General features: G+C 65.7%; 22 protein-coding genes and 1 tRNA gene. 3 read left to right on the plus strand and 20 right to left on the minus strand.

Annotated features, from left to right (window positions below; all coding sequences use genetic code 11):
* Nucleotides 1-25 precede the first annotated feature (25 nt).
* Nucleotides 26-2236, minus strand: coding sequence for a RelA/SpoT family protein (locus ACW5DN_RS08785; protein ID WP_456962311.1), 2211 nt, complete (start codon nucleotides 2234-2236; stop codon nucleotides 26-28).
* Between the two features lie 69 nt (nucleotides 2237-2305).
* Between ACW5DN_RS08785 and ACW5DN_RS08790 the strand changes: the two genes are divergently transcribed.
* Nucleotides 2306-2824 carry a hypothetical protein gene (locus ACW5DN_RS08790; protein ID WP_456962312.1) on the plus strand — a complete coding sequence of 173 codons (519 nt, stop codon included), beginning with the start codon at nucleotides 2306-2308 and terminating at the stop codon, nucleotides 2822-2824.
* Nucleotides 2825-2866: 42 nt separating this feature from the next.
* Here ACW5DN_RS08790 and hrpA read toward each other — a convergent pair whose 3' ends face one another.
* On the minus strand, nucleotides 2867-6979 hold the full coding sequence (gene hrpA / locus ACW5DN_RS08795; protein WP_456962313.1) for an ATP-dependent RNA helicase HrpA: 4113 nt from the start codon (nucleotides 6977-6979) through the stop codon (nucleotides 2867-2869).
* A gap of 82 nt (nucleotides 6980-7061) precedes the next feature.
* Here hrpA and ACW5DN_RS08800 point away from each other — a divergent pair, with 82 nt between their 5' ends.
* Nucleotides 7062-7631, plus strand: coding sequence for a Dps family protein (locus ACW5DN_RS08800; RefSeq protein WP_456962314.1), 570 nt, complete (start codon nucleotides 7062-7064; stop codon nucleotides 7629-7631).
* Nucleotides 7632-8230: 599 nt separating this feature from the next.
* Entirely contained in the window at nucleotides 8231-10057 is a 1827-nt protein-coding gene (recQ, locus tag ACW5DN_RS08805; RefSeq protein ID WP_456962315.1) for a DNA helicase RecQ, read from the plus strand.
* A 69-nt stretch (nucleotides 10058-10126) separates the two neighbouring features.
* Here the strand turns inward: recQ and ACW5DN_RS08810 are convergent, their stop codons facing one another.
* The 18 genes from ACW5DN_RS08810 to ACW5DN_RS08895 form a co-directional block, all read right to left on the minus strand.
* Complete coding sequence (locus ACW5DN_RS08810; RefSeq protein WP_456962316.1) at nucleotides 10127-10672, minus strand: hypothetical protein; 546 nt, start codon at nucleotides 10670-10672, stop codon at nucleotides 10127-10129.
* Nucleotides 10673-10912: 240 nt separating this feature from the next.
* Nucleotides 10913-10988, minus strand: a tRNA-Lys gene (locus ACW5DN_RS08815).
* Between the two features lie 75 nt (nucleotides 10989-11063).
* Nucleotides 11064-11741, minus strand: a complete 678-nt coding sequence (queC, locus tag ACW5DN_RS08820) for a 7-cyano-7-deazaguanine synthase QueC (protein WP_456962317.1) — start codon at nucleotides 11739-11741, stop codon at nucleotides 11064-11066.
* 42 nt (nucleotides 11742-11783) lie between these two features.
* Nucleotides 11784-12461, minus strand: a complete 678-nt coding sequence (queE, locus tag ACW5DN_RS08825; protein ID WP_456962318.1) for a 7-carboxy-7-deazaguanine synthase QueE — start codon at nucleotides 12459-12461, stop codon at nucleotides 11784-11786.
* A 47-nt stretch (nucleotides 12462-12508) separates the two neighbouring features.
* Nucleotides 12509-13336 (minus strand): tol-pal system protein YbgF, encoded by an 828-nt coding sequence (gene ybgF, locus ACW5DN_RS08830; protein ID WP_456962319.1) that lies wholly within the window; start codon nucleotides 13334-13336, stop codon nucleotides 12509-12511.
* 15 nt (nucleotides 13337-13351) lie between these two features.
* On the minus strand, nucleotides 13352-13864 hold the full coding sequence (gene pal / locus ACW5DN_RS08835; protein ID WP_456962320.1) for a peptidoglycan-associated lipoprotein Pal: 513 nt from the start codon (nucleotides 13862-13864) through the stop codon (nucleotides 13352-13354).
* Nucleotides 13865-13946: 82 nt separating this feature from the next.
* Nucleotides 13947-15281 carry a Tol-Pal system beta propeller repeat protein TolB gene (gene tolB / locus ACW5DN_RS08840; RefSeq protein ID WP_456962321.1) on the minus strand — a complete coding sequence of 445 codons (1335 nt, stop codon included), beginning with the start codon at nucleotides 15279-15281 and terminating at the stop codon, nucleotides 13947-13949.
* Nucleotides 15282-15385: 104 nt separating this feature from the next.
* Nucleotides 15386-16366: a cell envelope integrity protein TolA gene (locus tag ACW5DN_RS08845; protein WP_456962322.1), complete on the minus strand. Its 981-nt coding sequence runs from the start codon at nucleotides 16364-16366 to the stop codon at nucleotides 15386-15388.
* A complete protein-coding gene (gene tolR, locus ACW5DN_RS08850) occupies nucleotides 16363-16803 on the minus strand; it encodes a protein TolR (RefSeq protein ID WP_456962323.1) in 441 nt (146 codons plus the stop codon). Before tolR ends, ACW5DN_RS08845 begins: the two co-directional genes overlap by 4 nt.
* 107 nt (nucleotides 16804-16910) lie before the next feature.
* The gene (gene tolQ, locus ACW5DN_RS08855; protein ID WP_456962324.1) at nucleotides 16911-17693 is read right to left on the minus strand and encodes a protein TolQ; all 783 of its coding nucleotides are present in this window, start codon (nucleotides 17691-17693) and stop codon (nucleotides 16911-16913) included.
* A 74-nt stretch (nucleotides 17694-17767) separates the two neighbouring features.
* Nucleotides 17768-18190, minus strand: a complete 423-nt coding sequence (gene ybgC / locus ACW5DN_RS08860) for a tol-pal system-associated acyl-CoA thioesterase (protein WP_456963010.1) — start codon at nucleotides 18188-18190, stop codon at nucleotides 17768-17770.
* 40 nt (nucleotides 18191-18230) lie between these two features.
* Nucleotides 18231-19283 (minus strand): Holliday junction branch migration DNA helicase RuvB, encoded by a 1053-nt coding sequence (ruvB, locus tag ACW5DN_RS08865; RefSeq protein ID WP_456962325.1) that lies wholly within the window; start codon nucleotides 19281-19283, stop codon nucleotides 18231-18233.
* Nucleotides 19284-19309: 26 nt separating this feature from the next.
* Entirely contained in the window at nucleotides 19310-21163 is a 1854-nt protein-coding gene (locus ACW5DN_RS08870; protein WP_456963011.1) for a potassium transporter Kup, read from the minus strand.
* A gap of 105 nt (nucleotides 21164-21268) precedes the next feature.
* Entirely contained in the window at nucleotides 21269-21865 is a 597-nt protein-coding gene (ruvA, locus tag ACW5DN_RS08875) for a Holliday junction branch migration protein RuvA (RefSeq protein ID WP_456962326.1), read from the minus strand.
* Between the two features lie 13 nt (nucleotides 21866-21878).
* The gene (gene ruvC / locus ACW5DN_RS08880) at nucleotides 21879-22406 is read right to left on the minus strand and encodes a crossover junction endodeoxyribonuclease RuvC (protein WP_456962327.1); all 528 of its coding nucleotides are present in this window, start codon (nucleotides 22404-22406) and stop codon (nucleotides 21879-21881) included.
* A 17-nt stretch (nucleotides 22407-22423) separates the two neighbouring features.
* Nucleotides 22424-23155 (minus strand): YebC/PmpR family DNA-binding transcriptional regulator, encoded by a 732-nt coding sequence (locus tag ACW5DN_RS08885; RefSeq protein WP_456962328.1) that lies wholly within the window; start codon nucleotides 23153-23155, stop codon nucleotides 22424-22426.
* Nucleotides 23156-23227: 72 nt separating this feature from the next.
* The gene (locus ACW5DN_RS08890; protein ID WP_456962329.1) at nucleotides 23228-23899 is read right to left on the minus strand and encodes an alpha/beta hydrolase; all 672 of its coding nucleotides are present in this window, start codon (nucleotides 23897-23899) and stop codon (nucleotides 23228-23230) included.
* Nucleotides 23899-24441, minus strand: a complete 543-nt coding sequence (locus tag ACW5DN_RS08895) for a DUF3016 domain-containing protein (RefSeq protein ID WP_456962330.1) — start codon at nucleotides 24439-24441, stop codon at nucleotides 23899-23901. Before ACW5DN_RS08895 ends, ACW5DN_RS08890 begins: the two co-directional genes overlap by 1 nt.
* Nucleotides 24442-24464: the final 23 nt, after the last annotated feature.

Raw genomic sequence — 24464 nt, forward strand, 5'->3', positions numbered from 1 at the left:
AGTCCGCCCGGTCACCCGGTTTGCATCAACTGCGCTGGGCGTGCTCCACCCCGGGTAGCGCGGAAAGCTTTCCCAACAGTGCCGAGAGCTGGCCGAAGTCGCCTACCCGCAGCCGCATCCGGATCCGGACGCGGGCACCGTTTCGCTGCAGGTCGCTGCGGATGCTGCCGACATGCACGTTGGCCTGGGCAATCACGTTGGTGACCTCCTTGAGCAACCATTTTCGATCCACCGCGACCACTTCCACATCCACCTCGTAACCGCTACTGGCACCCCACTCCACCGGCAGGATGCGCTGGGGCTGCTTCTCGGCCAGTCGCTGGAACATCGCGCAGCTGTCACGGTGCACGGTAACGCCACGCCCACGGGTCAGGTAGCCGGCAATGGGCTCGCCGGGCAACGGCTGGCAGCAACGACCCAGTTGCACCAGCAGGTTGTCGAGCCCCTGCACGGTAAAGTCGCGCGCCTTGTTGCGCGGCGGCCTGGCCGGGGCGGCGACGACCTCCGGGGTCGGCGCGGGAGTGGCCCTGGCACGTTCATGCTCCAGCAATATCCGGCCGACCTGATGCGGCCCCAGGTCACCCAGGCCGACCAGCACGTGCAGGTCACCATCGTTGGCCAATGCAAAACGCTCACGTGCCGGTGCCAGGTCGGCGCCCAGCAAACCCAGCCGACGCAGCTCCTTGTCCAGCAACTCCTTGCCGGCGATCTCGTTGCGACCACGATCCAGCTTGTGGAACCAGTTGCGCACCTTCTCGCGCGACCGGCTGCTGGCAAGGAAGCCGTTGGACTCGATCAGCCAGTCACGACGCGGCTCGCCGGTCTTGGCGGTCTTGATCTCGACCCGGTCACCACTGTTCAACCGGTGATCCAGCGGCACGATGCGCCCATCCACCTTGGCGCCGCGGCAACGGTGTCCGACCTCGGTATGCACCCGATAGGCGAAGTCCAGCGGCGTGGAACCCACCGGCAGGTCGATCACCTCGCCCTTGGGCGTCAGCACATAAACCCGGTCCTCGACCAGCTCGGCATCCAGCTCGCCGGCCAGGGCCGCGTCATCGGCACCCGTCCCGGCAGCCGGTTCCAGCAGTTTTCGCATCCAGGCGATTTTGCGATCGAATGCAGCGTCGCCGCCGCTGCCTTCCTTGTAGCGCCAGTGTGCCGCCACGCCCAGCTCGGCCTGGCTGTGCATGTCGAAGGTGCGTATCTGCACTTCCAGGGTCTTGCCCTGCGGCCCGATCACCGCGGTGTGCAGCGAGCGGTAGTCATTGCGCTTGGGCCGGGCGATGTAGTCATCGAACTCGCTGGAGATCGGCACCCACGTGGCGTGCACCACTCCGAGCGCGGCGTAGCAGGCCGCCACGTCGTCGACCAGGATGCGTACAGCACGCAGGTCGTACAGCTCGCTGATCGGCGCCTGCTTGCGCTGCATCTTCTTCCAGATGCTGTAGATGTGCTTTGGCCGGCCGGCAATATCGGCCTCCAGCCCGTGGGCGCCCAGTGCGGCGCGCAAGGTCTTCTGGACCTGGTCGATGTAGCTTTCCCGGTCGCGGCGCTTCTCGGCCAGCAGACGTGCGATCTGCTGGTAGGTGTCTTCATGCAGGTAACGGAACGCGAGGTCTTCCAGCTCCCATTTCAGTTGCCAGATGCCCAGTCGATTGGCCAGCGGAGCGTGGATGTCGCGGGTGAGCGTGGCCAACGCGGTACGCCGCTCAGCTGGCAGCGTATCGGCTTGCTGCATGCGGGCCAACTGCCGGGAAAGCAGGATCGGCACTCCCCGCATGTCGCGCACGATCGCCAGCAACAAGCGGCGCAAACCTTCACTGCTGCCACGTCCCTGTTGCTCGACATGCAGCGCCCATACCTGGCCGGCCGCACGCTGGCCTTCCAGCAAGGCACAAATCAACGGGAAGTCGCGTTCGAGCGTTTCACTGATCCGCGCCTGCAGGCCGGGATACGTATGCAGGATCGCCGCGGCGAGGCTGTCGCTATCGGCGCCCAGTCGCTGCAGCGCCGTCAGCATCTTCGCGACCGTGTCGGGCGGGTCGCGTGGATCGTCGGCGACGGTTGCGTCCGTTGCCACCGCCTGCACCATCGCCACCAGCAACGCCGGCTCAATGGTGTTTGCAGGCGCCTGCCCCAGCAACGCCGCCAACGCGGCTGCCGGCGCGGAGATCGCGGCCGCATTGGCCACCGGAACACCCGCCTTGGGCGCAGTGGGTCGCGAAGTGCTCATCGCGGTATCGGTTCATCTGTGTGCAGGAGAGTGTCTACACTAGCGGCCAAACACCCACAGGAACAACTCATGCAAACGACTGAACGCAACGGCCCTGCCTTGTATCGCCTCCGTCCGATTGCCTTGGCCGGCCTGCTTCTGCTGGCCCCATTCGCGTCGGCCCAGGACGCCACCCGGATCGAGCAGCAAATGACCGCCGAGCAGTTCCAGGCGGCCGGCCTTGACCAGCTCACGCCCGTGCAACTGACCCAGCTGAACAACTGGCTCAACCGCACCCTGGATACCGAGACCGACAAGGCCACCAAGGTCGCAGAGGAACGGGTAAAGCAGGAGCAACGCGGATTCGCCGCCAACCGCTCCAGCGAGCCGGTGATCGCGCATCTGCAAGGCGAGTTCGATGGATTCCGCGAAGGTCTCAAGTACACCCTGGACAACGGCCAGGTGTGGCGCCAGACCAATAATGCATCGCTGGTCGGCGTGCATTTGGACAACCCCCAGATAACCATCACGCCCGGCATGTTTGGCGGTATCTGGTACCTGCGGGTCGAGGGCTACAACACCCGCGCGAAGGTGGAGCGGGTCAAGTAGGCCGACCGCCAACGTATGCCCGGCACGCGATTGTCGTCCACGCTACGGACGTAACCGCGCCAGGCGCGCGGCGAGCTTCTTCGGCGACACGCCGCGCGACCCCAACTCCTGGGCAAACAGCGACACCCTCAGCTCTTCCAGGTCCCAACGCAACGCCTGCCACGGCGTTGTGTCGGCTTCGCCGCTGGCGTTTGCAGCCGCCAGCGCATCAGCGAACGGCTTGAGTTCCAGCATCCGAGCCTGATCACGCACCGGGTCGCGCAAGGCACGCTCCCCGCGTAGCGCCAGGGCCTTCAGGTAGCGCGGGTACTCGGTCAGGGCCGGCGCTGGCACGTCGCCGAGGAATCCCGGCGGCGTCAATCCCGCCAACTGCCCACGCATGTCATCCAGATTGGCGCCCGCCCAACCCATCAGCGGCGATTCCAGGCTGGCGCGCGCCTGCGACACCGCCGCAAGAATGATCTCCGCTTGCTGCAAGCGCTCCATGGATTCGGCGAACAGCCGCTTGGCCACGGCGTCGCGGCGCGCCGTGAACGCCGCGATATCGCGGATCTCGTCCAACCCATCCGCCACCAGCGCGGCAAAGGCGCCATCGACCAGGTCGGTGCGCAGATGATCGCCATCGCGACTGCCTTTCTCCCGCGGCGCGGCCGACTCGATGGCGGCATATAACAGACCCGTCTTGGCCGATATCGGCAATTGCTTGCGTGCCTGCTTGCGCGCATCGCCCAGCGCCAGCCACAGCAGCCGGCGCACGCCAGCGGGGTGATGCCGCAGTGCGATCTCGCGTTCCGCATGAACCTGGAGCGACACGCTGTCGCCGTCATCGTGCAGCGCCGGATACGCCGGCATGCCTGCCGCGCCTGGCAAGCTGGCCGGGATGGCATCGTCGGGGAAGCTGACCAGCCCGTTTTGGCCCAGGCCATCGGCAGCGTGTGCGGCGAAAGCGCGCGTGGAGCGCTCCCCGAAGCGCTCGCGCAGTTCGCCCAGGTCACGCGACTCCGCCAGCACCACGGCTTCGCCGCGCTTGCCCGGCACATCCAGCAGCCGCAGGTTGACGCGCAGGTGCGGCTCCAGGCCGGACTCGTCAAACTCGTCGGCGGTGACTGCCGCGCCGGTGATCTGCTTCAGGAAACCCGCAAGCACGCCGGTCAAGGGCTCGGGCTCCGGCCCGGGGTGCGCTTCGTGAAAGGCCTTGGCGAAATCCGGTACGGGGACGAAATTGCGACGCTGGGCCTTGGGCAAACTCTTGATCAGGGCGATGGCCTTGTCCTGGGTGAAACCTGGCGCCAACCAGCCCAACCGCGCCGGATCCAGCGCGTTGAGCAGGTGCAGCGGGACGGAAACCGTCATTCCGTCATCGGGCGCACCCGGCTCGAAGCGGTAGCTGACCGTCAGCTGCGCTTCTCCCAACGCGATCTGTGGTGGAAAGCGCGTCGCATCGGTCTCATCGCCGACCAGCAGGTCATCCAGCGCCCACTCCAGCGTGGCCTTCTGCGTTGCCGGCAGCTTGCCGTACCAGGCATCCAGTGCCTGGGCGTTGTGGACATCGGGCGGCAACCGCTGCAGATACCAGTCGGCCATCCAGTCTTCGTCGACCACCAGTCCGGCGCGCCGCTGCTTGGCTTCCTCCTCGCGCGCCTTGTCAAGCATCGCCAGGTTGCGCGCCAGGAACACACTGCGGGTGTTGATCTCACCGGTGACCAATGCGTCGCGAGCGAAGATCGCGCGGCTCTCCTGCGGGTACAGCCCGCCGTAGTGGATCGGACGCTTGGGCGCCAGCACCAGACCGAACAGGCTGACCTGCTCGCTGCCCAGCACCCGGCCCTGCGAGCGCGACCAACGCGGGTCATGGTGACGACGCGCGAGCAGGTGCGGCAACTCGTCGATCGCCCACTGCGGCTCAATCGAGGCGTTGCTCATCGCCCAGACTTTTTCGGTGTCGAGCAGGGTCGCCGACAGCACCCACGGCGGCGGCTTGCGGATCAGCCAGGAGCCCGGGAACAGCTGGAACTTGCGCCCGCGCGGGCCGTCGTAGACCGCGGCCGGCTTGCGTTCGCCGGGTTTCGTGCCGGGCCCCTTGCCGGGCGCCTTGTTCTCGGCCGGCGGCACCCGGTGGCCGATCTGGGTCGGCAGGCCGGCGATCAGCGCGCGATGCAGGTTGGCGTAGGCGCCGGCATCGAGTTCCGGCGTTTGGTGCGACGACTGCACCCAACCGAGTTCGTCCGCCATCAGTTTCAACTGGCGGTGAAGTTCGCGCCACTCGCGCATGCGCAGGAAACCGAGGAAGTTCTTCTCGCACCAGCGCCGTAGCTGCGACTGGGTGGAGGCTTCATGGGTTTCCTGATAGGCCGCCCACAGCTTCAGGGTGCCGACGAACTCCGAGTTGTAGTCAACGAACCGGACGTGGGCGTTGTCGGCGGCGGCACGCTGGTCGGCGGGACGCTCGCGCGGGTCCTGGATGCCGAGGAACGACGCGATCACGAGCATCTCGCGCAGGCAACCGCAGGCGTTCGCGGCGACCAGCATCCGTGCCAATTTGACGTCCACCGGCATCCGCGCCATCAATCGCCCGGTTGCGGTCAGTTGGTTGCGCGCGGCCTTGTCGCTGGCGACCTCCACCGCCCCCAGCTCGCCCAGTTGCTGCCAGCCATCGGCCACCGCGCGCGGCTCGGGGGGCTCCAGGAACGGAAAGTCGTCGATATCGCCCAGACCCAATGACAACATCCGCAGGATTACTCCGGCCAGTGCAGCACGGCGGATCTCAGGATCGGTATAGGCCGGGCGTGATTCGAAATCCGCCTCGCTGTAGAGCCGGTAGCAGGTGCCCTCCGACACCCGCCCGCAGCGGCCCTTGCGCTGGTCTGCACTGGCCTGGCTGACGGGCTCGATACGCAGGCGATCCAGCTTGCTGCGCGGGCTGTAACGCTTGATCCGGGCCACCCCGGGATCGACCACGTAGCGGATCCGCGGCACCGTCAAGGAAGTCTCCGCGACGTTGGTGGCCAGCACGATCCGCCGCTGCGGGCCCGGGTTGAACACCCGGTCCTGGTCGCGCACCGACAGCCGCGCGTAGAGCGGCAATACCTCGGTATGGCGGTATTTGCGGCGCTCCAGCGCGTGGTGCGCATCGCGGATTTCGCGCTCACCGGGCAGGAAAATCAGCACATCGCCACGAGGATCCTCACTGGTGATCTCATCGCAAGCGGCAACGATGCCGTCGTTGATGCTGCGCTCGCCGTCACGGTCACCCTCACCTTCCAGCGGCCGGTAACGCACCGACACCGGATGTCCGCGCCCCTCCACGTCAACCACCGGCGCGTCATCGAAGTGCTCGGAGAACCGGGTGGTATCGATCGTGGCCGAAGTCACGATGACCTTCAGGTCGCGACGTTTCTTCAACAGCTGCTTGAGGTAGCCGAGCAGGAAGTCGATGTTCAGGCTGCGCTCGTGCGCCTCGTCGATCAGGATCGTGTCGTAGCGCGACAACCAGCGGTCGGACTGGATCTCGGCCAGCAGGATGCCATCGGTCATGAACTTGATCGCAGTCGATTCACTGACCTTCTCGTTGAACCGCACTTGGTAGCCGACCAGGCCGCCGAGCGGGGTGTGCAACTCCTCGGCAACGCGTTTGGCGACCGCTCGCGCGGCAATCCTGCGCGGCTGGGTGCAACCGATCATGCCAGCCGCGCCACGCCCGGCCGCCAGGCACAGTTTCGGCAACTGGGTGGTCTTGCCCGAGCCGGTCTCACCGGCAATCACCACCACTTGGTGTCCACGCAGCAGCGCGACAATGCGTTCGGCCTGGCTGGCAATCGGCAGCGACGGATCGACCGGTACTTGCGGCAACTGGGCGGCGCGCTGGCGACACTGACTGAGCGAGCTGTCCCGGGCCTTCTCGAATGCGGCGCGCGCGGTCACGTCGGATGGCTTTGCACGCCAACGCGACCACAGGCCATGCAGGCGACCGCGATCCCGGCTCAGGGTCGCGTCAATGCTGCGGCGCGCCTGGTCCAGTGCGGCCGCGTCAGCGCCGGTCGGTTTGGAGTCGGCCGGTTTCGGGCGAGGCGGTGTCGAGCCGGCCCGTGATGAGCGAGCTGGCTTTGAACCAACGCGTCGTGACGCCGTCTTGTCGGGAACACCGGTAGGCTTCATTGATCCTTCGCAAGAAATTGCATATTTCAACCGCGTGCGCGGTGCCCTATTGTCACCGCAACATCCACCAGAGGAAAAAACCATGGCCAGATCCCAGCCCGGCAAGACCACCAAAGCCACCAAACCCGCCAAGAAGAACAAGGCCGCGACATCCGCCCAGCCGGCATCGGGCGCTCCAGCCATTGATATCGGCCTGAGCAATACAGATCGCAAGAAGATCGCCGACGGCCTGGCCCACTTCCTTGCCGATGCTTACACGCTGTACCTGAAGACCCACAACTTCCACTGGAACGTCACCGGGCCGATGTTCAACGCCCTGCACTTGATGTTCGAGACCCAGTACACCGAGCAATGGACGGCGCTGGACGAGATTGCCGAGCGCATTCGCGCGCTGGGCTACAACGCCCCGGGCTCGTATGCCGAGTTCATCGAACTGTCGTCAATCCCGGAAGAGGCGGGCCTGTCCGACATCCCCGACTGGAAGGAGATGGTGCGCCAGCTGACCGTCGGCAACGAAGCGGTCTGTCGCACCGCGCGCAAGGTGCTCAAGACCGCCGACGATGCCAGCGACGACCCGACCGTCGACCTGCTGACCCAGCGTCTGCACACCCACGAGAAGTACGCCTGGATGTTGCGTTCGTTGCTGCAGTAAGCCCGATTACGCGGTAGATGCGGGAGCCGGGCTGGGGGGGATTGCTACTCCCCTCGATCAGGGCCGCTCCGCGGTCCGGCCCGGCGCAGCGCGCCGGGCGTTCGCGCAGGCCGCGCGGCAGTGCCGCGCAAGCAGGCCTGCACTCACCCTGCCCTGACTCGGGGCCGCCGGCCATCCATGGCCGGCTTTCCGCAATCCCCCCCAGCCCGACTCCCGCCCAATTGCCCTCGTTTTCGGCAAGAAAGAGCGAAGCCGCTAAATCCAAACGCCGATGCGGCGTCCTGTCCGGGTATTGCGGAGAGTGCGCCATGGATGGCGCACGGCGGTGAGTGCGGCCATGGGTGAGCACAGGCAGCCTGCGCGGCACTGCCGCGCGTCTGTGCGAACGCCCGGCGCGCTGCGCCGGGCCGGGCCGCGGAGCGGGCCGCCCGAACCGAGTAGCAATGCCCGGACAGGGCGGCGCCCCACCGAAGCCCACGCACTCCACCGCTGTTGCTGTTGCTGTTTTCATGCGCGCCCCAGCCATCAGGCAAGCCCCGACCGACCAAAGCGGACTTCTCCGAGCATCCCCGAGACCCGCGCTTGCTACCCTGTGACGCATGGAAAACGCCGCACTCGACCTGCTTCGCACCACCTTCGGCCACCCGGAATTCCGCGGCGAACAGGCCGAGATCATCGACTGCCTGGTCAACGGCGGCGATGCCCTCGTCCTCATGCCGACCGGCGGCGGCAAGTCGCTGTGCTACCAACTCCCCGCCCTGCTGCGCAACGGCTGCGGCGTGGTCGTCTCACCGCTGATCGCCCTGATGCAGGACCAGGTCGAAGCCCTGCGCCAGCTCGGCGTGCGCGCGGCCTACCTCAATTCCTCCCTCGACGCCGCCACCGCCGCCGAGATCGAACGCGAGCTGCTCGCCGGCGAACTCGACCTGCTCTACGTCGCCCCCGAGCGCCTGCTGAGCGGCCGCTGCCTGAGCCTGCTCGACCGCGTTCATGCCGGCCCGGGTATCGCCTTGTTCGCGATCGACGAAGCCCACTGCGTCTCCCAATGGGGCCACGACTTCCGCCGCGAATACCGTGAACTGACCATCCTGCACGAGCGCTGGCCCGACATCCCGCGCATCGCCCTGACCGCTACCGCCGACGAGCCCACCCGACGCGAGATCGCCGAGCGCCTGGCACTGGAAGATGCCCGCAAGTTCGTCAGCTCGTTCGACCGGCCCAACATCCGCTACCGGGTCGCACAGAAAGACGGCAGCGGCCAGCGCGCCCTGCTGGACTTCCTCGCCGACCATCGCGGCGACAGCGGCATCGTCTACGCCTTCTCACGCAAGCGGGTCGACAAGACCGCCGAGCAACTGCAGGCAGCCGGCATCGACGCCCTGCCATACCACGCCGGCATGCCCGCGGCCGAGCGCGCCGCCAATCAGCGCCGCTTCCTGCAAGCCGACGGCGTGGTGATGGTCGCCACCATTGCGTTTGGCATGGGCATCGACAAACCCGACGTGCGCTTTGTCGCCCATGTCGACCTGCCCAAGTCGATCGAGGGCTACTACCAGGAAACCGGCCGTGCCGGACGCGATGGCGAACCGGCCGAGGCCTGGCTGAATTACGGCCTGGGTGACGTGGTCAACCTGCGCATGCTGATCAACCAGGGCGAGGCCAGTGACGAACGCAAGCGACTGGAGCTGCGCAAGCTGGATGCCTTGCTGGGTTACTGCGAGTCGACGCAGTGTCGCCGCCAGGCCCTGCTGGGCTGGTTCGCGGAAAGCCATCCTGGCGCCTGTGGCAACTGCGACAACTGCCTGAATCCACCGGAGAGCTGGGACGCCACCGAAGTGGCGCGCAAGGCTTTGTCGTGTGTCTATCGAACCGGACAGCGGTTTGGCGCCGGCCATGTCATTGACGTGTTACGCGGCACGGCGACCGACAAGGTCACGCAGCATGGCCACGACAAGCTCAGCACCTGGGCGATCGGCGATCACCTGGATGCGCGGCAATGGAGCAGCGTGTTCCGGCAACTGGTGGCCACCGGACTGCTGGAAGCCGACCACGAACGTCATGGTGCATTCCGGTTGACCAATGACGCCGGGCCGGTGCTGCGCGGAGAGCGCCAACTGCGCTTTCGTCGGGACGCGCCGAAACCGGCTGGGCGCCGCAATCGCAGCGGCTCCGCACCCGCGCCGATCGACCTCGCCCCCGAGCCTGCGGCGCGCTTCCGCTCGCTGCGTGGATGGCGCGCTGAAATGGCCCGCGAGCAGAACGTCCCCGCTTACGTGATCTTCCACGACGCAACGCTGCGCGCCATTGCCGAATCCGACCCCGGCGACCTCGACGAGTTGAGCCACATTCCCGGCATCGGCGCCAGCAAGCTGGAGCGCTATGGCGAGGCGGTGCTGCAGCAGTTGCTGGATTGCGACGTGGCGTGATGCGAAAACTGGTGGGCCGTGATGGATTCGAACCATCGACCAGCGGATTACCCCACACCTGGAGCACCGTCAAGCAGAGCGAGAGCTCTTCTCAAGCAGAGTTTCGAACTGCCCTAGATCAAGGAGGAACGACGATTTCGCATTGCCTTGCGTGTCGTTCATACGGTGGATGTAATTGTGCTCGGGCGCTCCGCCTTCGATCAACCCGGCGACTCGGGCAAACGGGAGCCTGTAGATACCTGCCAAGTAGTCAACTCTCCCGTACTTGGACTCAGTCTGCGTCCAATCAACCCAAAAATAAATGTTGATGTCGGGATAGAGGTTTGTGTAGCGCTCGTAGTCCTTTCGATTGAACGTGACGGTGCGCCTTGGATCCAGGCCGTACCGGGACGAGACAAAAAATGGAGTGTTTTGCACCTTCAAGTCTGAAATGACTCCCTCGACAACAAGGTCAGGCGCATATGGATTCGTGGCCTTTTCAGGATTCTCCATGGCTGGGATTTTCAGGTGGCTGTTGCAGAGCCCTACGAAGGCTTGCTCTAGCTGCAAGCCGTGATGGCACCACCAGCCCTTGTCTTCGGTGTTATGTACGACAGCGTCGTTCCTGTTCGACATCAGCAAGCGCCTTTATCAATGGGCGCAAGCAGTCCCTGCGCGCTCAAACGTTTATATCCCCAAACGTTTGCATGTTACCTCAGCAACGTATCCACCCTCCTCGACCGCGCCACGCGCTATGACAGTTCGAGCCTGGTCGAGCACTGGCCACACCGAGAGCGTTCCGTTACTAGATCGTGTTTACGCGATTCAAGAACGACGAAGGCCGAATGCGAAGTCGGCCTAAGCCGTTGATCTGATTGGTGGGCCGTGATGGATTCGAACCATCGACCAGCGGATTAAAAGTCCGATGCTCTACCGACTGAGCTAACGGCCCACGCGACCCGGCCTTGCGCCGGGGGCGTGAATTCTAACGCAACTGGGCGCTCAGGTGCGAGGCGCATGGGCGGGTTCAGACATAACGGGTCGGATCGGCAACCCCGGCACCGGCGAAGCCCGCCGCGCGCAACCGGCAAGCGTCGCAGTGACCGCAGGCAAGGCCCTCATCGTCGGCCTTGTAGCACGATACGGTGTCGGCGAAATCGACCCCCAGGCGCAGGCCTTCACGCACGATGTCGGCCTTGCTCATGGTTTGCAATGGTGCATGCACGTGCAGCCCGGGCCCTTCGACACCGGCCTTGGTGGCCAGGTTGGCGAGCTTCTCGAAAGCGCTGATGAACTCGGGACGGCAATCGGGATATCCCGAGTAGTCCACGGCATTGACGCCGCAGAACAGGTCGGCCGCGTCGAGAACCTCGGCCCAGCCGAGTGCGACCGACAGCATGATCGTGTTGCGTGCCGGCACGTAGGTCACCGGGATGGCGTCGGCGCCCGCAGGCTCGTCCAGCGGCACTGCGATGGCCTCATCGGTCAACGCCGAGCCGCCGATGGCACCCAGGTCAACGCTGACGACCTTGTGCGCGACCGCGCCCAGTGATGTCGCCACGCGGGCGGCAGCGGCGAGCTCGGAGGTGTGGCGCTGGCCGTAGTTCACGCTCAATGCGTGCACGGCAAAGCCCTGTTCGCGGGCGATGGCGACGACGACCGCGGAGTCCATCCCCCCGGAGAGCAGTACAACGGCTTTTTTCATGGTTGGTCTTCTTGAGTGACAACAAGGAAAGACGAGTCCGGGTCAGCGACCGGGCTCGTCATCCCACAGGATCTTGTGCAGCTGCAACTGGAAGCGCACCGGCAAATGGTCGGCCACGATCCAGTCGGCCAGCTCACGCGGACTGATCTGGCTGAAACTGGGTGAGAACATCACGTCGCAAATCCCGTCCAACCGGTATTCGGCCACCACGGTCTTCGCCCAGTCGTAGTCCTCACGCGAGCAGATCACGAACTTGATCTGGTCGTGCGCGGTCAGCAGGGCGATGTTGCTCCACAAGTTGCGATCGACCTCGGCCGACCCGGGTGTCTTGATGTCCAGCACCCGCGAAACCCGCGCGTCGACCTGACTGATGTCGATCGACCCGGAGGTCTCCAACGACACCTCGTAACCGGCCTCGCACAGCCGCTGCAGCAGGCCGATGCAGCGCTTCTGGGCGAGCGGTTCGCCGCCGGTGACACAGACGTGGCGGGTCTGGTGGCGCGCCACCTCGGCCAGGATGGTGTCGTAGTCCCACCACTGGCCACCATGGAAGGCGTAGGCGGTATCGCAGTACTGGCAACGCAACGGGCAACCGGTCAGGCGCACGAATACCGTGGGCCAGCCGATGCTGCGCGACTCGCCCTGCAGCGACAGGAAGATCTCGGTAAGCCGCAAGCGCTCCGGCGCCGCGTTGGGCGCCTGGGGGGGAACAACGTTCATCGCGCCATTTTAGCCGAGCAAGCGAAGCCCTGCCGCGACCGTTTCCATTATTGGATGCGGCCGAGCTGGATGGCGCCCAGACGGTCAGCGGCAATCCGCGCGGCGTCGGTGCCGGGATAACGTTCGGTAACTTCGGTGAGGGTTCGCTCTGCCGCGTCGGGCTGCTCCAGGCCCTGCTGTGACAGGCCCACCTTGAGCATCGCGCCCGGCGCCTTGTCATGGGTCGGGTAACGCTGCAGCAACGCCTCGAACTGCTCCAGCGCGAGCTGGTAGTTCTGGGTGACGTAGTAGCTCTCGCCCAGCCAGTACAGCGCATTGGGCGCGTAGGCCCCACCCGGGTAGTGGCCAAGGAAGGAATGGAACAGTCGCGCCGACTCGACGTACTCGCCGGTTCGCAACGCGTCAAAGGCGACATCGTAGGCCTCGCGCTCGCCGGCCGTCTGGTCCAGCTTGCCCGGATCTCCGTAGATGGCCGGGGTGCTGTCGACAGGAACCGCCACGTCGGCATCGGATTCCTGAGGATCCACGTCGCTGGCAGGGGCCGCTCCCGGCGTGCCCAACTCCGACGTGCCAGCGCCGCCCTGTAGCCGGTTGATGCGGCCATCCAGATCGAGATACTGGGCGCGGGCGGTACCTTGGAGCTGTTCCTGCTGATGATGGAGCTGCTCGACCTGGGACCGCAGCGCGGTCACCTCTTCCTTGAGCAGGTTGACTTGGCGTAACAGGTCGACGGTCGCCTGGTTGTTGCCCGCCTGCTGTTCCAGCAGGGACACCCGCTCAGCCAGGCTCATGCGCTGGGCAGAAGCAGGTGCGGCGGCCACCAGGGCCGCCGCTGCAACCAGCGATGTCGCAATTGCAATTGACAACTTGCGCATCATGGATTGCCTTTATTACTTCGCGGTGTAGATGATCTCGACGCGACGATTCTGGGCCCAGCAATCCTCACTGGAGGTGGTGCATACCGGACGCTCTTCGCCGTAGCTGACCACGGTCTGCTGGCTGCCCGAGCCGCCGTTGGCCTGGACCGCCGAGGACACCGAATTGGCGCGACGCTCGCCCAGGCCAAGGTTGTACTCACGGCTGCCGCGCTCATCGGCGTGGCCTTCCAGGGTCATGCGCGAGGAAGGACGGTCACGCAAGTACTTGGCGTGGCAGCCGACCAGGGCCTGGAACTCAGGACGCAGCGCGTCGCGATCCAGGTCGAAGTACACCACGCGCTGGCGCAGGCAAGCATCGGTATCCAGGTCGCCGGGGCCATACGCGCCCTGCATCGTCGGGGTGGTGTCGGTGGCGGGGGCGGTGGTGACCGGAGTCTCCGGCGGAGCCTCCTTGACCTTCTTGGAACAGCCGACTGCAGCGACGCAAAAAAGAGCGGTCATCAATAAACGCGTGGTGGTATTCATCATGGTTTCCTCGTCATGGCTGGGACAGATGGAACTGTGGGAGAACGCGGTGGATAAAGGATGTCAGCTGATCAGGAGGACATCAGCGCGGTGTACGGAATGGCCCCCAGGCTGGCTCGCGCACGTTGCCGTCCGCCAGTACCAGACGCTGGCGCACCCGGCCATCGGACGATACGGCATACAACACCCCACGCGTGCCTTCACGAGCAGCATAGATGATCATCGCGCCATTTGGGGCAAAGCTGGGTGACTCGTCCAATGAGCCGGGGGAAAGCGTGCTCCAGCGTGCCGACCCCAGGCTCGAGTCCATCATCGCGATGCGGTAGGTATTGCCCGCACCCTGGGCGACGGCAATCTTGCTGCCATCCATCGAAACCGTTGCGCTGGCATTGTAGTTGCCTTGGAACGTTACCCGGCTGGCGCTGCCGCCGCCCGCGGACACCTGGTAGATCTGCGGCGCACCGCCGCGGTCGGAGGTGAAGTACAGCGAGCTGCCGTCGGCGCTCCAGGTCGGCTCGGTATCGATGCCGAAATGGTTGGTCAGCTGGGTCAGCGCGCGGCTGCCAAGGTTCATCACGTAGATCTCCGGGTTGCCACTGCGCGACAGCGTCAACGCCAGGCGGCTGCCATCCGGGGAGAACGCCGGCGCGCCATTGATGCCACGGAACTTGGACACCACCTCGCGGCTGCCGGTATTGATGTCCTGGATGTAGATGGCCGAGTTGCCGCTTTCGAAGCTGACGTACGCCAACTTGCTTCCGTCCGGGCTCCACGATGGCGACATCAGCGGCTCGGGCGAGCTGACCACGGTCTGCGGGTTGTAGCCGTCCGAATCGGCGACCATCAGCGAGAAGCTGGCCGTCGGGCCCACGCCGGTGGCGGTGATATAGGCGATACGGGTGAAGAACGCACCCGGCACGCCGAGGATTTTCTCGTAGATGGCGTCGGCGACCTGGTGGGCGACATCGCGCATCGCATTGGCCCGGGCGGTCATCGCGAAGCCCAGCAGGCGTTGCTGGGTGGCGACATCAAACAGCTCGTACTCGACCCGGTAGCTGCCACTGCCGCCGTCCACGACCCGTCCCACCACCAGGTAGTCCTGGTTGAGTGCACGCCAGGTCGGGTAATTCACCTCGGCGCCGCTGGTGGGTCGCTCGACCAGGTCGGACTCGGGCAGGCTGCGGAACTGGCCGGAGCGATTCAAGTCGGCAGCGATCACCGCCGCGACATCGGTCTCCGGCGCGGTCGCACTGCCCTGGTAGGGCATCGGCACCACCGCGATCGGCAACGCGGCGGCATTGCCGCCGACGATGTCCAGTTCCAGTCCCTGCTGCTGCGCGAAGGCAGCAAACGGGGCGCTGATCATGAAAACCAGGGTCGCAAGCAAAGCGACCAGTCTTGGGGTGAATCGTTTCATCGGCAGGACCTGACGGAGAAGCTGAAGTTTTAACAGCATCCATGTGAACGCTTTCTCAAAGCTGAACACGGCGGAGGCAACGGGCGCGGCAATTTTGGGGCGGCTCAGCGATCACGCGCTTCGAAATTGAGCGTCAAAGTGCGCGCAAACACACTCTCAAAGCCCGCGTAGGGCAGTGGCTGCGCCTTGAGCACGGCGGCCTCGATCGAGCGGCGACCCTGTTCATCGTAGGCACATGGCGACGAGACGTCGGCACTCATCACCTCGCCCCCGGGCAGCTGCTTGATGACAAGGCGGCACCTGGCACCCAGAGGAACGGTTTCCGGACGGGTCCACTTGGCCAGGATTGCCTCCTGCAGCGCTGCCGAATAACGAGCTTCCAGCCCGGTGTCGGTGCCGTTGTTGCCCGGCGGCGGACTGGCGCCACTGCTCGCAGTGCTGTTGTCCCTGGACTCGGCGAGCGCGCTGGCCGCGGCGATCTGCTTGAGTTTTTGCTCCGCCAGTTCCGCCTGGCGCGCGGCCGCGGCGCGCTGGCGACGGATCTCCGCCAGTTTCTTCTCGCGCTCTTCCGCCTGCGCGGCCAGGCGGCGCGTACGCTCCGCCTCGGCCTGGCGTTTCTTCTCGGTCAGGTCGATCTGGGCCTGGCGCCGCTTCTCCTCCTGCAGCTTCTCCTCATCCGCCGGGGTCGGCGTCGGCTCGGCCACGACCTCGTCCTGCTCCACGGTGTCGGGTTCGACCACGAAATCCTGCGGCTGCGATTGCGGCGGCGTGGGCGCGTCCTCGGGGATTGGCTCCGGCTCCGGTTGCGGCAGCGGCGCGGCATCCTCCTCGACCGGCTCGGGCTCGGGCAACGGTTCGGGCAGCGGCTCCTCGGCCGGCTCGGGCCGGTCGTTGAGCACCTCGCGCATCGACGCCGACAACGCGTTGGGGTCAATCAGCTCCGCCTCGATAGGCGAGCCGGCGGCCGACACGGGAACGGCGCTGCGGGTCCACCACATGCCGGCGAACATCAGCGCGAACAGCGCCACATGCAGCACGATCGCCTGCACGATGGCCTGTTGGTTGTCGGCGCGGCTTTCCCTCACTTGCGCACCGTCTCCGACGGCGCACTCATCAACCCGACTCGTGGCACGTCGGCGTTCTGCAGCAGTACCATCGCCTGCAGCACGACTTCATAGTTGGCGGCCCGGTCACCGGCCACATATACCGGCACGCCGGGATTGTTGCGTACGAACGCGGCCACCTTTGCCGACAGCTCCTCCGCGCCCAGCGCTTCCTGCTCTGCGCCCTGCAGGGTCAGGAAATAATTGCCGTCGGCATCCACGCTGACAATCACCGGCTCCTGGTTCTGGGAGATGGTCCTGGCATCGGACTTGGGCAACTCGATGTCAACGCCCAGGTTCATCAGCGGCGCGGTGACCATGAAGATGATCAACAGCACCAGCATGACGTCGATATAGGGCACGACGTTGATCTCGGACTGGAGTTTGCGTTTGCGGCGGCGACCGGTGGAGACGGACATGCGGTGTTCCCGAGTGGCGGCGAGTTCAGTGGACGGTGGGTTGATCGATGGGTGCCAGGATTGCGTGCGGCCGCGACCCTGCGGTCACGCGCTCGGCCGGCGCCGGATCACTCCTGCGGCACCTGCCGCTCCAGGATCGAGGAGAACTCCTCGGCGAAGGCGTCATAGCGCACGGCGATGCGCTCGACCTTGGTGGCGAAGCGGTTGTACGCCCATACCGCCGGAATCGCCGCGAACAGGCCCATCGCGGTGGCGATCAAGGCCTCCGAGATGCCCGGAGCAACGCTGGCAATGGTCGCCTCGGTCATCGTGGCCAGGCCCTGGAACGAGATCATGATCCCCCACACGGTGCCGAACAGGCCCACATACGGCGCAATCGAGCCAACGTTGGCCAGGAACTCCAGGTTGCGCTCCAACCCGTCCAGTTCGCGCGCGGTCGCCACCCGCATCCCGCGCTGGGCGGTTTCCAGCTGCATCCGGACATCGGCGATGCGGCGCTGGCGCGAGAATTCGCGGAAGCCGGCCTCGAAGATCGATTCCATGCCGCCGGTGTCACGGTTGCGGCTGGTCGCACCGGTATAGAGCTTGCTCAGCTCGGTGCCCGACCAGAAGCGCTCCTCGAAGGTCTCCGCCTCACGGTCGGCGCGCCCAAGCAGCTTGGTCTTGCGGAAGATGATCACCCACGAGGCCACCGAGGCGAACAGCAGCAACACCATCACCAACTGCACCGGCAGCGAGGCGTGCAGTACCAACTGCAACATGTCGACGCCGCCATCGCCCGCGACCGCGCCAGGCAGGGCTGCTGCGGTGCTGGCAACTGCGCTGGCCGGGTCCAGGGGCAATGGCTCGACGACGGTGGTGGCCTGCAACAAGCTCAACAATGGGGTCATGCCTGGATCTCCGCTGCCCGCGCTCGCGGGCTTGTGATGGATGAATGTCGGTAGTGCCGTGTTGCCAGGTCGTGCTATTGCGTCGTTTGCAGCGCAGTGAGCTCATCGAGCAGTGGTTGCGGGATCGCCCGGGGACGAAAACCCTGCGTGTCGAGCGCCGCCACGCGCACCGTCGCGGCCAGCAACAATTCACCGTCGCGCCGCACCTGCTGCACGAACACCGCACTCGCGCGACGGCATTGCTGCAATGACGCGTCCACCTGCAACAGGTCGTCCAACCGCGCCGGCTGATGGAAATCGACCTGCATGGCGCGCACCGCAAATACCAGTCCATGCTCGAGCTGCAACTGCTGCTGCCCGTATCCCTGCTCGCGCAACCACTCGGTCCGCGCGCGTTCCAGGAACGCGACATACCGCGCGTGGTAGACCACGCCGCCGGCATCGGTATCTTCCCAGTAAATGCGGATCGGGAGGCTGAACAAAGGCAAAGCGGAAATCTCCGGGATGGCTCAAGTGAGACAGTCGGCCAGGATGACCCTACTGGCTATCCGTGCTTCCGACCGGCGTTGAGCGCAACAGTTCCCCGTCGTTGCCCCGCGGGGTGAGGCCGACATGCTGGTACGCCTTGGGCGAGGCCATCCGGCCGCGGGCGGTGCGGATCAGGTACCCCTGCTGGATCAGGTACGGCTCGATCACGTCCTCCAGCGTGCCGCGCTCTTCACTGAGTGCGGCAGCCAGCGACTCGACCCCGACCGGACCGCCGTCGAAGGACTCGATGATGGTCCGCAGCAGACGCCGGTCCAGTTCGTCGAAGCCCTCCGGGTCGACCTTCAACATCGCCATCGCGGCACCGGCTGTGTCCAGGTCGATATCACCGCCGGCGCGAACCTGGGCGTAATCGCGCACCCGTCGCAGCAACCGGTTGGCGATACGCGGCGTACCGCGCGAGCGCCTGGCGATCTCGGCAGCGCCCTCCGGCGTGCAGGAGATCCCGAGGATCCCGGCCGAGCGTCGGACGATCCGGGTCAGCTCCTGGGCGCTGTAGAACTCCAGCCGCTGGACGATGCCGAAACGGTCGCGCAGCGGCGCAGTCAGCAGCCCAGCCCGGGTGGTCGCGCCAATCAGGGTGAACGGTGGCAGATCCAGCTTGATCGACCGCGCGGCCGGACCCTCGCCGATCATGATGTCCAACTGGTAGTCCTCCATCGCCGGATACAGAACCTCCTCGATCGCCGGCGACAGCCGATGGATCTCGTCGATGAACAACACGTCGAACGGCTGCAGGTTGGTCAGCAACGCGGCCAGGTCGCCCGCCTTCTCGATCACCGGCCCGGACGTCTGCCGCAGCCCGACTCCCAGCTCATTGGCGATGACATGGCTCAGCGTGGTCTTGCCCAAGCCGGGCGGCCCGAAGATCAGCACATGGTCGAGCGCCTCGTTACGCCCCTTGGCCGCCTCGATGTAGATCGTCATCTGCTCGCGGACCGGGACCTGGCCCAGGTATTCGTCCAGCCGCCTAGGGCGAATCGATGCCTCCACGGCATCATCGCCGAAGGCCTGGTCCGCAGCGATGATGCGCTCGTCATTCATCCGTCTATGGTCGCATGGCGGACGGCCTAGATCTCTACCTGCGCTCCCAGCTCGACCAATCGGTTGCCCGGGATCCGGAAGAAGCTCGTCGCCGGCGCCGCGTTGCGATGCATGAACACGAACAAGCGGTCACGCCATACCGGCATTCCGCGGTGCGCGGCGGCCACTACGGTTTCGTGGCTGGCGAAATAAGTGGTATCCATCGGATCGAAATAGATCCCGTCCTGGTCGCAACTGCGCATCAGCGCCACCGGCACGTCCGGCGTTTCCATGAACCCGAACCGGATCAGCACCCGGTGGAAGTCGTCGCCGATCTCGGTGATCTTCAGCCGCTTGTCGATCGGCGCGTATGGCACCGACAGCGTCTCCACGGTCAGGAATACATTGCGCTCATGCAACACCTTGTTGTGCTTGAGGTTATGCATCAGCGCGTGCGGCACCACGCCCGGGTCTGTAGTCAGGAAGACCGCCGTGCCCGGCACCCGCACCGGCGGCGCCAGCATCAACCCGGGCAGGAAACTGTCGAGCTGGATCCCGCCCTTCTGGATCTCCTCGCGCAGCAACTGGCGGCCGCGGCGCCAGGTCCGCAACAGGGTGAACAGGACGATGCCGAGCGCCAGCGGGAACCAGCCGCCCTGCAGGATCTTGGCGCCATTGGCGATCACGAACGCGATGTCGCCAACCAGGAACAGCAGGCAGCACGGCAGCACCCACCAGCGCCAACTTGGCCACAACGCACGCGCGACCAATGCCAGCAGTAGGGTGTCGATCAGCATCGTGCCCGACACCGAGATGCCGTAGGCGGTGGCCAGGTTCGAGGAACTGCCGAAGCTCACCACCAGCAGGATCACGATCACCATCATCGACCAGTTGATGCCCGGGATGTAGATCTGGCCAATGGTGTCGCGCGAGGTGTGCCGGATCGTCATGCGCGGGATGTAGCCCAGTTGCATCGCCTGCCGGGTCACCGAGAACGCCCCGGTGATCACCGCCTGCGAGGCGATCACGGTGGCCGCGGTCGCCAGCACGATCATCGGCATCCGGCCCCATTCCGGCACTCCGATGTAGAACGGATTGCGGATCGCGGTCGGGTCCTCCAGCACCAGCGCGCCCTGCCCCAGGTAGTTCAGCATCAGCGCCGGCAGCACGAAGAAGTACCAGCCATAGCGGATCGGCTTGGCGCCGAAGTGACCCATGTCGGTATAGATCGCCTCGCCGCCGGTCACCGCCAACACCACGGCGCCGAGGATGAAGATGCCGCCCAGGCTGTGGTCGAGGAAGAACTGCACCGCCCACCACGGGTTGATCGCATGCAGCACTTCCGGCTCGTGGATGATGTTGAGCACGCCCAGCGCCGCCAGCGCCAGGAACCACATGCCGGTGATCGGCCCGAACACCTTGCCGACCTTCTCGGTACCGAACCGCTGGCTGGCGAACAGCGCCAGCAGCACCAGAACCGTCAATGGCACGATCCACTTGCTCAACTGCGGGGCGACGACCTCCAGGCCCTCAAGCGCCGACAGCACCGAGATCGCCGGGGTGATCACGCCATCGCCGAAGAACAGCGCCGCGCCAAATACGCCGAGGATGCCGACCCCGTAGGCCGATTTCGAACCCTTGGGCAGGGTGCGCTGAGCCAATGCCATCAGCGCCATGATGCCGCCCTCGCCCTCGTTGTCGGCGCGCATGATGATGGTCACGTACTTCAGCGTGACCACCAGCATCAGCGCCCAGAACACCAGCGACAGGATGCCGAGCACGGTGTCGTGGTTGGCGACCAGGCCGTAGTGCGGGCTGAAGGCTTCCCTCAGCGTGTACAGCGGGCTGGTACCGATATCGCCGAACACCACCCCGATCGCGCCGACCACCAGGCCGGCCATCCCGGGTTTATCGTGGCCATCACGGGCCGTCTTGCTGCTCACTGACTTGATCGCAGGTAGGGACATCGGGAACTCGGTTCTGCGCCGTTGGCGAGGCTACGCGCCTCAGCGAAGCGCGGACTGTAACGCCTTACGGATGATGGTGGCAGCGTCGGCGTCGGACTCCGATGCCGCCTGGCGCACCATGCGGGTCGCGTCGGCAGGCTTGTAACCCAATTGTTGCAAGGCGATCACCGCCTCGCTTTGCGGATCGCGCGCGACATCCACACCGGAAAGGACCACGCCGTCACCGCCGGTCATGTCGCTGGCGCGATCGCGAAGTTCCACCACCATGCGCTCGGCGGTCTTCTTGCCGATGCCCGGGACCCGGGTCAGCGCGGTGACGTCGCTGGCCTGGACCATGCGTGCGAACTCGTCGACGCTGACCCCGGACAAAACCGCCAGGGCGATCTTCGCGCCGATGCCCTTGACCTTCTGCACCTCGCGGAACAGGCGTCGCTCCGAATCGCGCAAAAAGCCGTACAACGAGACGCTGTCTTCCTTCTGCGCGTAGTGGGTAAACAGCGACACCTCGCGGCCCAGTTCGGGCAGGTCGTAGAAGGTGCTCATCGGCGCCTCCAGCTCATAACCCACGCCGTTGACGTCCACCACCAGCCACGGCGGCTGCTTGTGGATGACGATTCCCTTGAGCCTACCGATCATGCCTGCCTGCCAATCATGTGCCACGTCTCCGTAAATCAGCCACGCCCAATCCGGTGCGGATCGCGGTTGCGCTCATGTGAGCATGGGTGAGTGCGACCGCCAATGCATCTGCGGCATCGGCCTGCAGCTTCCTGTCGGCCAGGTTCAACAGCAGCCGGACCATGTGCTGCACCTGCAACTTGTCTGCCGCGCCGCGACCGACCAGTGACTGCTTGATCACCCGCGGCGCGTACTCGCTGACCACCAGCTTGCGCCGCACCACCGTCACCAGGGCCGCGCCACGCGCATGGCCGAGCTTCAAGGCCGACATCGCCGACTTGCCCATGAACACGGTCTCGATCGCCACCTGATGCGGTTGCCACTCATCCAGCACCCGCTCCAGGCCTTCGCACAGCAAGCCCAGCCGCGACGGGAAGTCGGGCGCGTCCAGCAACTTCAGTGCCTCGCAGTGGACAAATTTGCAACGGCCATCGTTGCCCACGTCGATCACGCCGATGCCGGTTCGCTGGGAACCGGGGTCGATACCGAGGATTCTGATCACGTCGCAAGCTTACGCCGTCAGGCGTAGGCGTCCTCGCCCAAGTCGGCATTGGAGTAGACCGCCTGCACATCGTCCAGGTCTTCCAGCCAGTCCAGCAGCTTGACCACCTGTTGCGCGGTCTCGCCCTCGACCGCGATATCGTTGTCGGCACGGAAGGTGACCTCGGCGTGCGCAGGCTCCAGCCCGGCACCGGTCATCGCCGCCTTCACCGCATCAAATGCGTCAGCCGGGGTCAGTACGTCGATCGCGCCATCGGGCGGATACACCACTACATCGTCGGCACCGCTGTCGATCGCCACCTCGGTGATCGCGTCCTCGTCTGCGCCGGCAGCGAAACCCAGCACGCCCACCTTGTGGAACATGAAAGCAACCGACCCGTCGGTGCCCAGGTTGCCGCCGAACTTGCCGAACGCGTGGCGCACATCGGCGACGGTGCGGACCTTGTTGTCGGTCAGGCAATCGACGATCACCGCGACCCCGCCCGGGGCATAGCCCTCGTAACGGATCTCCTCGTAGTTGACGCCTTCCAGCTCACCGCTGGCCTTCTTGACCGCCCGCTCGACCACGTCCTTGGTCATGTTGGCGGCGTACGCCTTCTCGATCGCGGTACGCAGGCGCGGATTGCTCGCCGGGTCACTGCCGCCGGCTCGCGCGGAAACCGAGATCTCGCGGATGAGCTTGGTGAAAATCTTGCCGCGCTTGGCGTCCGAGGCGTTCTTGCGACCCTCGATCGACGGTCCCCTACCCATGAGAATGTCCGTTAAGTGTGCTGTGTCAGCCCGCTACTTTACTCGAACCGGCGATCTCCGGCGGCAATGCCGTCAATGCTCGAACCGGCCGTGGGCGAGGAAATGAATGGCCTGGGCGGACACCTCCGGCGATAGCAGCATGCCGCTGTGGCTGGTTGGCAACACAATGTGGTCGGACTCGCCGGCCAGCCGGGTTTCATCCACCGCGACGGTGCCGTCGTTGCCGCCGGGGAAGCGGCCAAACACCCGCCCGAACCCGAGGCCGAGGTTGCCGGCCACCACGCCCAGTTGCGCCGGCCCCTGCCATGGCCCACACCCATCGCGCAGCAGGTCCGCGCTGCGCCCCAGCGAAGCACTGCCCAGCCCGAACCGGCCCATCCCGCGAGCCGCCGCGCTGCCGCACAACGGCGAGCCCAGACAGACCACCCGCCGCACCGGCAACGCCGGATCCCGCTCCAGCGCCCGCACCGCGATCAACCCGCCCAGGCTGTGGGCGAGGATGTCGCAGGGCTCGTGCAAGGTCGCTCGCAACCGCGATATCGCCGCCTCGGGGCCGCCGGCAATGCCCGCGTAACCGACCAGGACAGGATTGAAGCCGGCCCGACGCAACTGCCGGGCGTGCCAGTGCATCGACAGCCGCGGCATCCACAACCCATGCAGAAGCACCACCCGTCGCCCGGTCGCTGTCGTGGCGGGTTGCTCCGTGTCGCCCTGCTCCGCCGCAGCGCCACCTGTATCAGCCATTACAGCCCCTTGAACTGCCTTCGCAGCCAGTCATCGAGCAGTCGTTTCTCGTACCGCAGCGAGTCGCTGTTGCGGCCGGCGGTCGACCGCGACAGATAGTCGCTGCCGACCAGTTGCTGTTCCCCTTCGGCCACTATCTGGCCGTCCGCACCCGAATGCTGGAACTCCAGCCGGATCCGCGGCGGGTAGATGTCGCGCATGATCCGCACATCGTCGTATCGCGAACCAAGCCAAGGCTCGTACCCGCCGGCCCGGTCGATGTCGATGAACGTGACCTGCAATCGCTCGCCCGGTGGCAGGCGCGGCCCCGCCTCGCTCCGCAGGTACTGCGCCAACTCCCGCACCCAGACGCCGCGCAGCCTGTCGACCCGATCCTGCCCACGGGTGATCTCCCGGAACCCGGCCGGGTCATGCCACGCGACCTGCACCACTCCGACATCGGCCAGCTGCCCGGGGCCGCTACTGATGACCGGCGTGGTGGCACAGCCCGCCAAGGCCAGCGACAGCGCGAGAACCAGCGCAGTGGCGATCGGGAAGTTCATGGCGGGCTCCTCGTAACGGCGAA

Source organism: Lysobacter sp. A289, assembly GCF_054072675.1.